This is a genomic window from Xanthomonas hortorum pv. cynarae (assembly GCF_002939985.1).
GTDB lineage: Bacteria > Pseudomonadota > Gammaproteobacteria > Xanthomonadales > Xanthomonadaceae > Xanthomonas > Xanthomonas hortorum_D.
Map to the genome: position 1 here is coordinate 167,361 of NZ_MDFM01000008.1, position 10,292 is coordinate 177,652.

Genomic DNA, 10,292 nt, shown 5'->3' on the forward strand with positions numbered 1-10,292 from the left:
GAGCACAGCCGCATAGCGGCTGCGCGAGGGAGTGCGTGCGATGGGTTACATGCGCTGCAGAGGCGAGGCGTCAAGCGGCTTCGGAAGGATCCGGCGCGCTTGCGCTATCCAGCTGCGCAATCTGATCGGCGCTCAGCGACACGCGCGCTGCCGCCAGTACGTCGTGTAGCTGGGTCACGCTGGTGGCACTGACGATCGGTGCGCTCAGGCCCGGCCGCGCGATCAACCAGGCCAAGGCGATCTGCGCGGGCGTGGCGGTGTGGGTGGCGGCCAGATCGTCCAGCGCCTGCAGGATGCGCAAGCCACGCGGATTGACGTACTGCTTGACCACCGACGCACCGCGCGCGCTGCTCTTGCTGGCGTCGTCTGCACTGCGGTACTTGCCGGTGAGAAAGCCGCTGGCCAGCGAGTAATAACTGATCACACCGACCTCGCGCTCGCGCACCAGCGGTTCCAGCTCGGCCTCGTAGCCGACGCGGTCGTAGAGGTTGTATTCCGGCTGCAGGCTTTCGTAGCGCGGTAACTTGTACTGCTCGGAAATATCCAGTGCATCGCGCAGGCGTGCGGCGCTGTAGTTGGAGGCGCCAATCGCGCGTACCTTGCCTTGTTCGATCAAGCGGCCAAATGCAGCCAGCGTGGCTTCCAGCGGAACCGATTCGTCGTCTGCATGCGCCTGATATAGATCGATCACATCGGTCTGCAGACGCGTCAGCGAATCCTCTACAGCTGCGACGATGTTTTCCGGCGACAAGCCCGGATGTTCGCTCCACTTGCCTACCTTGGTGGCGATCAACACTTTGTGGCGCTTGCCACTGCGCGCGAGCCAGCGCCCGATGATGGTTTCCGATTCGCCGCCGTGGTTGCCAGGCACCCAGCCGGAGTAGGCATCGGCGGTATCGATCAGATTGAAACCGGCGTCGACGAAGGCATCGAGCAGCGCGAACGAGGTTGCTTCATCGGCGCTCCAGCCGAATACATTGCCACCGAAGACAATCGGTTGAATCTGCAGGCCGGAGCGGCCCAGCGCGCGGGAGTGAGTCATGGTGAAAGCTCCTGATTCGAAACTGCCGAACAGGATAGTCATGCACGCCGGCGTTGCGTGTGACACCAACGTGGATTCAGCGTTCCGCCCAGCTGCCGCAATGCCTCACAGAATTTGAACATGTCGTGCGTCGCGCGCAGTGCAGCATGCGAAGTCCTGCACATGGCAGGCTCCAAATCGCATGCTAGGCTCGCGCTACTTTTTCCCGTAAAGGGCGCTGTGATGATCCGCAACAAGCTGGTGTGTGCATGTGTGGTGGGGATGGCAGTGGCGATGAGCGCGCCGCTGGCAATGGCAATCAAACCGGCCGATAGCGCAACCCTGCCGGCGCCCGATGCGGCGCTGCAGGCGGCCATCGACGGCAACTGGCGCGACCGTGTGTATGTGCAGCGCGACGTGTATCGCCATCCGGGTCAGACGCTGGCGTTCTTCGGCATCAAGCCGACCCAGACCGTTATCGAGATCACACCGGGCGGCGGATGGTATTCGGAAATTCTGGCGCCGTATCTGCGCGAGAAGGGCAAGTACGTGGCAGCAGTGGTCGACCCGGCGGCGGTCCCGGAGGGCCGTGGCCGCGACTCCGCACAGCGCGGGCGCGACGAGCTGGAAAAGAAGTTCCAGGCCAAGCCGCAGGTGTATGGCAAGCCCGCGTTCGTGTCGTACGTGCCGAAGACGCCCTCGTTTGGCGTGGACAATTCGGCCGACCTGGTGCTGACCTTCCGCAACGTGCACAACTGGCGCATGGCCGGTAATGCCGAGGCGATGTTCAGTGGCTTCTACAAGGTGCTCAAGCCCGGCGGCGTACTCGGCGTGGTGGAGCATCGTGCCAAGGCGGATGTGCCGGCGGACGACAAGAGCGGTTACGTGGGCCAGGCGCAGTTGATTGCAATGGCCGAAGCGGCCGGTTTCAAGCTGGCCGGCAAGAGCGAGGTCAATGCGAACCCGCGCGACACCAAGGACTATGCCGGTGGCGTGTGGACGTTGCCGCCGAGCAACAGCCACGACAAGGCCGATGACGCCAAGTACAAGGCGATCGGCGAGAGCGACCGCATGACCTTGAAGTTCGTCAAGCAGTGAGGCAGTGCCTGCATGCCGGCGCGCAGTGCGCGTTCGGCATGCAGGTGTTTGCACACCGCCAACCAACGCATGACGCCACGCACGTGCATTGCGTCTTGCCGGCGCTGTGCATCGCTCTGACGCAACAGGATTGGCATGTTGGTGTTGTTGAACAAACCCTATGGCGTGCTGTCGCAATTCAGCGACCGCTCGCAGCCGCCCAAACGCACGCTGGCCGAATTCGGCTTGCCTGCCGACGTGTATGCGGCCGGCCGTCTGGATCACGACAGCGAAGGCTTGCTGCTCCTGACCGATGATGGCGCATTGGCGCACCGCTTGACCGACCCGCGCCACAAACAACCCAAGACCTACTGGGTGCAGGTGGAAGGTACGCCTGCGCCTTCGCAGTTGCAGGCCTTGCGCGATGGCGTGGTGCTCAACGACGGCCCGACCCGTCCGGCCAAGGTGCGCAGCATCGATCCGTCACCGCAGGTGTGGCCGCGCGATCCGCCGGTACGCGTGCGCAAGACCGTGCCCGATGCATGGCTGGAACTGCAGATCACCGAAGGCCGCAACCGTCAGGTGCGGCGCATGACCGCGTCGGTGGGTCTTCCCACCTTGCGCCTGATCCGCGTGGCGATTGGTGACTGGACGTTGGACACTCTGGCGCCTGGGCAGTGGCGCGCGGACGAAACCCATCACGCGCGGCCAAGCCGGACGCGACGCTGAGTTGTCTGCTTTCTCAGCGTTCGTTCCGTGCACAGCAGCGAGGCACAGCAACGCACCGCGACCTAGGGCCTGGATGCGTGCATTCAAGGGCAACTGACAGCAGCAATCGACACAACCACCGTGCGACACACGCGCGCTCGCAACGCCTTGTCAGCCGCACGCAGCCTCAATAATCGAAGCTCACGCTCACCCGCAACGAACGCGGTGCCTGCCGCACATTGGCCGCCCCGTACAGCGGATTCGGTTGCCCGGGTTCCAGTTCCGAATACGGATAGCGCCACAACGCGGTCTGGGTATTGAACACGTTGAACACATCCAGATTGAAACCGAGCTTGCCGTCGCCAAAACCGGGGCGATAGGCCAGGCCCAGATCCAGTTGCGTCATCGTCGGCAGGCGGCCCTGGCTGCCCGGAGGCGCAGGTTGGCCCTGGTAGTAGTGGTAGGCGATGCCGTAGCCGGCCGGGTCGGTCTGATCGGCGCCATACGAGCCGAGCGGGCTGAACGGTGCGCCAGTAACCACGGCCAGGTTGGCCGACACCAGCCACTGCGGGGTGATCTGGTAATAGCCATACAGCTTGAGCTGGTGGGTGTGGTCGTTGCTCTGCGGGCCGTTGGTATGTTCCATCAGCTGCGCGTAATCCCAGGCCTGCGATGTGGCCACCGCGGTCTGGCCGATGTTGGAGAGCAGCTGGCCTTCGGTGGTGCCGTAGCTGCGCGAGAAGGTGTAGTCGGCCTTGGCGTACCAGCGGCTGTCGAAAGGATGTTCCAACGACAGGTTGAGCGCGTAGTAGTTGCGCTTGAAGGCCGGCATGCCGAGCTCGGCGTTGTTCAACGGCACGCTGACGTAGTTGCCGCCGGTATCGACCAGGGTGAAGGTGTTGGCCTTGCCCGGATTGATCAGCCAGCAGCTGACCGGATTGCTCTGCTTGGTGACGTCGTAGCCCAGCGCATCGGACTTGGCCAGCACCGCATCGATATCGCAGTAATCATCCACGCCGCTGCGCAACAAACGATAAGTCGCCTTGGCGCCGTAAACCCAGCTGTCGCCAAGCGTCTTGGAAAAGCCCAGGATGAATTCGTCCTGGAACGAGGGCTTGATGCCGGAGGTCGCCACGGTCTTGGGGTCGGGCAGGATCCCGTAATTGTTGTTGGACGAAACCGGGTCGGAGAACTGGGTCAGATCGGTGGGATAGCCGTTGGCATCGATGCCACCATAGGTGTAATACGTCGACGTCGCCAAGGTGGCACCGGCCGCGTTGAAGGCCGGATTCAGCGGCAGTGCCAGGTAGTAACGCCCCGCATTGCCGAACACCTTGAAACGCCCGTCGCCATCGACATCCCAGCTGAAGCCCAGACGCGGCGCCCATTGCCCGCTGGACTGCTTGATGTCGGCATCGCCATCGCGGTTGAAGTTGGTGAACTGATCCAGCCGCAAGCCAAGATTGAGCAACAGCCGGTCGCTGACCTGCCAGTTGTCTTCGATGTACTGCGCGCGTTGTGCCGAGCGCACCGAGGCCAGCGAACTGGAGATGTAGCGGCGCACGTAGTAGCCGTCTTGGCCATTGACGATGCCGCCGGTGGCCGGCACGCCCAGGCCGGTGCTGATTGGCACATTCGGATTGGACTGGCCGTAGATCCAGTAATAGCCATCGCCGGAGGACACCGAGCCGCGATTGAGTGCGCGTGCATTCTGGTTGTCGATCCCGACGGTGATCGAGTGATGGCCGATGACGTAATTCAGATCCAGTCGCAGATTGTCGCTGCGGTTGCCGCGATCCGGGTCGATCAATGACGCGGTGGTCTGTGCATTGGTGATCGGGCTGCCGCCATTGAGTGCGGGATTCTGCAGCGAGGCATTGGACAGAAACGTCAGCGAGCTGTCATAGGCAGGATTGCCGACGTAGTCGTCGGATCTCATCTTGCCGTACAGCGCGCTGACGGTGAGGCGGTCGGTGAGATAACCGGTGTATTTGGCGCTCCACAGATTGCCGCCGGTCTTGGTGGTGTCGTCCTGGCCACGCAGGCTGCCGCGACTCAACGCGTCGTAATCGTAGTTGTAGATGCTGCCGCGATACACGTTGCGGCTGGAGGCGCCGGTGAGTTCCAGCAGGTGGTTGTCGGTGATGTTCCAATCCAGCTTGCCGTACCAGCGCGGGCGGTCGTATCGATAGCTGGTGTCGGCATTGGTGTCTTCCACGCTGTCCAGTTCGCGGCCCTGGCGGCGCTCCATTTCATAGGAGCCGAACAGGAACAGCTTGTCCTGGATCAACGGCCCGCCGGCATACACGCTTTGGGTGGACACCCATTGGCGGTCCTGATTGTCGGGGCGATACAGCGTGCCATTGGCTGGGTAGCGCACATCGTCCTTGTCCGCGCGCGCAGACGCCGGCTCCCACAACGCCTGTCCACCAAAGTGCCAGTCGTTGGTACCGCGCTTGCCCACTGCATTGATCACGCCGCCATCGGAGCGGCCGTACTTGGCGCTGTAGCCGCCGGTATAGACCTCCAGCTGATCGATACTGCCGTAGGGCAGGGTCAGGCCGCCCAGGCCACGCAGCGGATCGGTGGTGTTGAAGCCGTTGATGTAATACGCGTTCTCTGCAGCGGATGAACCGCCGAAGCTCACCAACTGCTCGCCGCTCGGGCCGCTATAGGTGCCGCTGCCGCTGTTGCCGACCACGCCCGGTGCCAGCTGCGCGATCGCCTCGGCCGAACGGCCAAGCGGCAACCGCTGCAATTGCTCGGCAGTGATGACGGTGCGCGAATCCACGGTGGTGACATCGATCGCGGCTGCCGCACGATCGGCGGTGACGCTGACGCCATCCAGTTGTGTCACCCCGCCAAACGACACATCGGTGGTGGCGCCCACGGTCAGCGTCACTGCCTCGCGTGTATTCAACACGTTTCCGGCGGCATCCTTGGCCACTACCGAGTAAGTGCCTAACGGCAACTGGCCCAAGGCGTAGCGGCCGCGCGCATCGACCTCCACTTCGCGGGTGAGGCCGGTATCGCTACGCACCACAACGCGGCTGGCCGAGGCAGGGGCCTGGCCGGCGATGCTGCCGGTGGTGGATTGAGCCAAGGCCAACGGTGAGGCAGTGGCAAGCAACAGCGCCAACGCGAGTGCGCTAGGCCGGAAGATGGGAGAGCGAACGGTCATGAACAATCACTTCTGGATGTGGGGAGGTGGGAGCACCCCGCAAGCGCGCAATTGCGACGCCGATCTCGGTGTGGCTCCCCGCGGACATTAATCACCGCCGAGCCCGCTATTCAGAAATGGAGTGTGGTTATGTCGCTACGCCAAATGGCTATGGTGATTGCGGTGGTGTGTCACGCGGTGACATCAATGCACTGCGATGGACTGCATCCCACAAACGACAACGCCACGGCGCAGGGCCGTGGCGTTGTCTGATTTACCTGGCGAGATGGCTTATTCGATGCCGTCGCTCGGGGTCACTGCACCGCGGCGCTGGTAGGCCGCGCGACGGGCGCTGGCGTTGCCGGCGTTTTCGCGATCGAAACGATGCACGTTGCCGCCGAGGACCTGCTGATCACGCTGGCGCTTGCGATACACCGCATAGCCGATCAGGCCGAGGCCGGCGACGGCCGCTGCCACGGTGATGGCGGGGTTGCGCTTGACCGCCTTGCTGACGACCTTGCCGCCGGTACGCACGGCACCCAGCGCGGCGCCGGTCTTGAGCCATTCGTTGGCACCCGGGCTGAAATGACGCAGGCTGCTGCCCGCGTTGCGTGCCTTGTCGCCCGCGTCGGACGCAGCATGACGCAGGTGGTCGCCGGCAGTGCCAGCCAGTTCCAGGGCACGCTCCAGGGCGCGTTCGGTGATCACAGTCAGCTTGCTCATTGGAGGCGTTTCCTTTCTGAGTACGTGGTCTGCAGTGTGTGGGCTGGTGCGTATAGACGGTGTTAGCGGTGGTGGAGCTTGTTTGGGTTGCGGTTAAGTAATGATGCGGGGCGCGGTGTGTGTGGGAGTCTGGGGTAGCGGTAAAAAACCGATCCGCTAAGTATGCGCAGCTCTTCCCTTCTCCCGCCGGGAGAAGGTGCCCCGCAGGGGCGGATGAGGGTACGGGCGAAGCCACGTGCAGTTGAGCAACGCGAGTGCTCCGCCCGTACCCTCACCCCAACCCCTCTCCCGACGGGAGAGGGGCTATTACGTGCCGCGCGGTTTTGCTCTGTGCGTTGCCGCCGCGGTCCACGGATCGTCGGGCCATGGATGTCTGGGATACCGCCCCTTCATCTCCTTCCTGACTTCCGGATACATCGTGACCCAGAAGCTCTTCAGATCCTGTGTGACCTGCAACGGTCGCCCACCTGGTGAGAGCAGGTGCAAGGTCAACGGGATGCGGCCGTCGGCGATGCGCGGAGTTTCGGCCAGGCCGAACAGTTCCTGCAACTTGACCGCCAGCACCGGCGGCAACGGTTGCCCGGCGTGATCGACGGCGTAGCTGATCTGCCGCTCCATGCCCGAGGGCACGCTGATCCGGGTGGGCGCGTGGCGGTCGATTGCCTGGCGGCGGTCCCATGGCAAGGCGGCCTTGAGCGCTTCGCCCAGGCTGCTTTCGTCGAGTGCGTCGAGCCGGGTCTTGCCGACGAACGCCGGGCGCAGCCAGGTCTCCAGCGTGGCCATCAGGGCTGCATCGGAGAGATCGGGCAACGCGAGTTCCGGCATCCAGGCGCACAGCGACTGTACGCGTGCGCGCCATTGGCGCAGGCCGTCGGTCCAGGGCAGGGCATCCAGACCCAGTTGGCGTATCGCCTCGGTGAGCGCGCTGGCGGCCTGGGCGGGATCGACGCGGCCGGCCGGGCGGCTGTCGAGCACGATGCGGTCGAAGCTCGATTGCCGGCGCGCGACCAACGCGCGCTTGTCCGCATCCCACTGCACCAGATCCTGCTGCACGAAGCGCTCGGGCACGCTGCGGCGCAGATAGCCTTCGTCCACCGGTGCTGCGCGCAGCAGCAGCGCGTCCTTGGCCTCGTAACGCAATTCGCTGGCGACCAGCCAGGGTTCGCCGCGCAGGTCGCTGTGGTCGAACAGGCGCGCGCTGCGGCCGTTGGCGAGCAGGTAGCGCAGCGGGTCGGCAGGGTGGCGCGCAGCGATGCGGTCGGGGAAGGCGTGCGAGAGCAGATCGCCGAGTGCATGCGCCTCCACGCTGGCGGGCGGTGCGCTGTCGCAACGCAGCCGGCGTCGCCATTGTTTGGCGGCGCTGTCGATCGCGGCCAGGGCGCCGCGGTTCGCGTCGTGCCCACTGCGGCCCTGGCGGAATGCGGCCAGCGCACGCCAGCGCGCAGCCAGCCCATCGCCGCCCTGACGCAGCGGGTCGCGCGCTTCCAGCAAGGCGGCCAGGTCGCAGGCCAGCGCTACGCGCGGGGCATCGCCGGCTTGCGCCAGCATTGCGGCCAGGCGCGGATGCGTGCCCAGCGCGAGCATGCGCCGGCCCACGGTGGTGATACCGCCGCTGTCGGTGAGTGCGCCCAGCCGTTGCAGCAATTCGTGTGCGGCAGCGAGCGCGCCGGCGGGCGGTGCATCGACAAAACGCAGCGCGGCGCTGCCCCAAGCGGCCAGTTCCAGTGCCAGGCCGGCCAGTTCTACCTGGGTGATCTCCGCACGCCGCTGCGGTTCCAGCCGTTGCGATTGCGGCCACAGCCGGTACGCCCAACCGCTGGCCACCCGCCCGGCGCGGCCGGCGCGTTGGTCGGCCGAGGCTTGCGCAATGGTGGTGATGTCCAGCCGCGAGAAGCCGCTGTTGGGGTCGTAATGCGGCTCGCGCGCCAGCCCGCTGTCGATCACCACGCGCACGCCGGGCAGGGTCACCGAAGACTCGGCCACGTTGGTGGCCAGCACCACGCGCCGGCGCCCTGACGGGTCGGGTTGCAGTACCTGGCTTTGCGCCTCGACCGGCAGCTCGCCATGTAGCGGTAGCACTTGCACCGCCGGGTCCAGCACGTCCTGCAGCGCGCTGTGCACGCGTGCGATCTCGCGCTGGCCGGGCAGGAACACCAGCACATCGCCCGGATGGGTGGCCAAGGCCTGTTCCACCGCGCGCCGCGTCTGCGGCTCCAGCGCCTCGTCGCGCCGCGCGGGGAAGTGTGCGATCTCCACCGGGAAACTGCGCCCGGCGCTGCTCAGGCGCGGTGCGTCGAGAAAGCCGGCCAGGCGCTCGCCATCGAGCGTGGCCGACATCGCCACGATGCGCAGGTCTTCGCGCACCTGCGCCTGCACATCCAGCGCCAGCGCCAGACCGAGGTCGCCGGCCAGATGGCGTTCGTGGAATTCGTCGAACAGCAGTGCGCCGATGTGTTCCAGCATCGGGTCGTCCTGGATCAGCCGGGTCAGGATGCCCTCGGTAACGACCTCGATGCGGGTGCGCGCGGAGGTCTTGTTCTCGAAGCGGATGCGGTAGCCCACGGTCTCGCCGACTGGCTCGCCGAGCTGGCGCGCCATGAACATCGCCGCACTACGGGCGGCCACGCGGCGCGGTTCGAGCATCACGATCTTGCGGCCGGCCAGCCATGGCGCGTCCAGCAGCGCCAGCGGCACTTGCGTAGTCTTGCCGGCGCCGGGTGGCGCTTCCAGCACCAGGCGCGGATGGGCGGCCAGGCTGCCGCGGATTTGCGGCAATAACGGGGAGATCGGAAACGCGGGGTCGGTCATGCGCGGGAAGGATACGGGGCGGCCCGAATCGGCGCGATGGTCGGGTTGGTGGGTGAAGGTGTCAGGGAATGCCGAGTGGCGAAGTGCATGCCTAGGCATACCCGACTGTTTTGAAGGCCGAGCTTGCTTCAGACCCGGGCAGGGGCGTCGACGGCATCGCGTTCCAGACCAATATCCTGGCGTTGAACGCAGCGGTCGGCCGGCGCGGCCAAGGAGGTCAAGCAGTTGATCGATGCCTCGGTGGCCAGCGTGGAGCGCGGCAGCGCACGCGTGGATCAGGCCGGGCAGACGATGCAGCAGATCGTGCAATCGGTGCAGCAGGTGACCACGTTGATTGCCGAGATTTCCGCCGCATCGCGCGAACAATCGTCCGGCATCGAGCACGTTGCCCGCACGGTCAACGACATGGACGAAACCACTCAGCGCAATGCCGCGCTGGTGGAAGAAGCCTCTGCGGCGGCACGTGCGATGGAAGAACAGGCGGTGGAACTGAGCGAGGCGGTGTCGGTGTTCCGCCTGGATGCACGCCGGCCGCGCTTAGCTGCTGCGGCGTGAGGCTCCACATCGCCGTGTCACTGCTTGCCGAAGCACTGACGCACCACTCTTGCACGCACGTTGAGTGCAAGAGTGGTGCAGCACAACGTTTGGGGACAGCGCGGCGCGCAGTCGATATCCGTCTAGATGCAGTCAAAAGCTGAGTTCGTCGAGGGCGCGGTGCCCTCGCCGCTCGCGGGACACGCCGTGAATCCGTCCGTGGAGGCTCGGTGGCGGCATCCATGCCGCCACACGGTCCCG

6 protein-coding genes and 1 pseudogene are annotated in these 10,292 nt (G+C 65.3%); 3 read left to right on the forward strand and 4 right to left on the reverse strand.

Going from position 1 to position 10,292, the window contains the following annotated elements; all coding sequences use genetic code 11:
• Positions 1 to 70 precede the first annotated feature (70 nt).
• Entirely contained in the window at positions 71 to 1,042 is a 972-nt protein-coding gene (locus XcyCFBP4188_RS07940; protein ID WP_043908311.1) for an aldo/keto reductase, read from the reverse strand.
• A 222-nt stretch (positions 1,043 to 1,264) separates the two neighbouring features.
• On the opposite strand from XcyCFBP4188_RS07940, the gene XcyCFBP4188_RS07945 reads away from it, so the two are divergent.
• On the forward strand, positions 1,265 to 2,119 hold the full coding sequence (locus XcyCFBP4188_RS07945; protein WP_043908307.1) for a class I SAM-dependent methyltransferase: 855 nt from the start codon (positions 1,265 to 1,267) through the stop codon (positions 2,117 to 2,119).
• A 135-nt stretch (positions 2,120 to 2,254) separates the two neighbouring features.
• Positions 2,255 to 2,827 (forward strand): pseudouridine synthase, encoded by a 573-nt coding sequence (locus XcyCFBP4188_RS07950; RefSeq protein ID WP_006450062.1) that lies wholly within the window; start codon positions 2,255 to 2,257, stop codon positions 2,825 to 2,827.
• A gap of 166 nt (positions 2,828 to 2,993) precedes the next feature.
• On the opposite strand, the gene XcyCFBP4188_RS07955 is transcribed toward XcyCFBP4188_RS07950, so the two are convergent.
• The 3 genes from XcyCFBP4188_RS07955 to hrpB form a co-directional block, all read right to left on the reverse strand.
• Complete coding sequence (locus tag XcyCFBP4188_RS07955; RefSeq protein WP_104591893.1) at positions 2,994 to 5,987, reverse strand: TonB-dependent receptor; 2,994 nt, start codon at positions 5,985 to 5,987, stop codon at positions 2,994 to 2,996.
• A gap of 270 nt (positions 5,988 to 6,257) precedes the next feature.
• Positions 6,258 to 6,689 (reverse strand): hypothetical protein, encoded by a 432-nt coding sequence (locus XcyCFBP4188_RS07960; RefSeq protein ID WP_006450060.1) that lies wholly within the window; start codon positions 6,687 to 6,689, stop codon positions 6,258 to 6,260.
• 306 nt (positions 6,690 to 6,995) lie between these two features.
• Positions 6,996 to 9,497 (reverse strand): ATP-dependent helicase HrpB, encoded by a 2,502-nt coding sequence (hrpB, locus tag XcyCFBP4188_RS07965; RefSeq protein ID WP_104591894.1) that lies wholly within the window; start codon positions 9,495 to 9,497, stop codon positions 6,996 to 6,998.
• A gap of 146 nt (positions 9,498 to 9,643) precedes the next feature.
• Between hrpB and XcyCFBP4188_RS07970 the strand changes: the two are divergent.
• Positions 9,644 to 10,052: pseudogene (locus XcyCFBP4188_RS07970) on the forward strand (methyl-accepting chemotaxis protein); the annotation flags it as partial.
• Between the last annotated feature and the right edge of the window lie 240 nt (positions 10,053 to 10,292).

Coding starts and splice junctions, on each gene's coding strand:
- XcyCFBP4188_RS07960 (WP_006450060.1), bottom strand. CDS start 6,689: ATGAGCAAGCTGACTGTGATCACCGAACGCGCCCTGGAGCGTGCCCTG.
- XcyCFBP4188_RS07945 (WP_043908307.1), top strand. CDS start 1,265: ATGATCCGCAACAAGCTGGTGTGTGCATGTGTGGTGGGGATGGCAGTG.
- hrpB (WP_104591894.1), bottom strand. CDS start 9,497: ATGACCGACCCCGCGTTTCCGATCTCCCCGTTATTGCCGCAAATCCGC.
- XcyCFBP4188_RS07955 (WP_104591893.1), bottom strand. CDS start 5,987: ATGACCGTTCGCTCTCCCATCTTCCGGCCTAGCGCACTCGCGTTGGCG.
- XcyCFBP4188_RS07940 (WP_043908311.1), bottom strand. CDS start 1,042: ATGACTCACTCCCGCGCGCTGGGCCGCTCCGGCCTGCAGATTCAACCG.
- XcyCFBP4188_RS07950 (WP_006450062.1), top strand. CDS start 2,255: ATGTTGGTGTTGTTGAACAAACCCTATGGCGTGCTGTCGCAATTCAGC.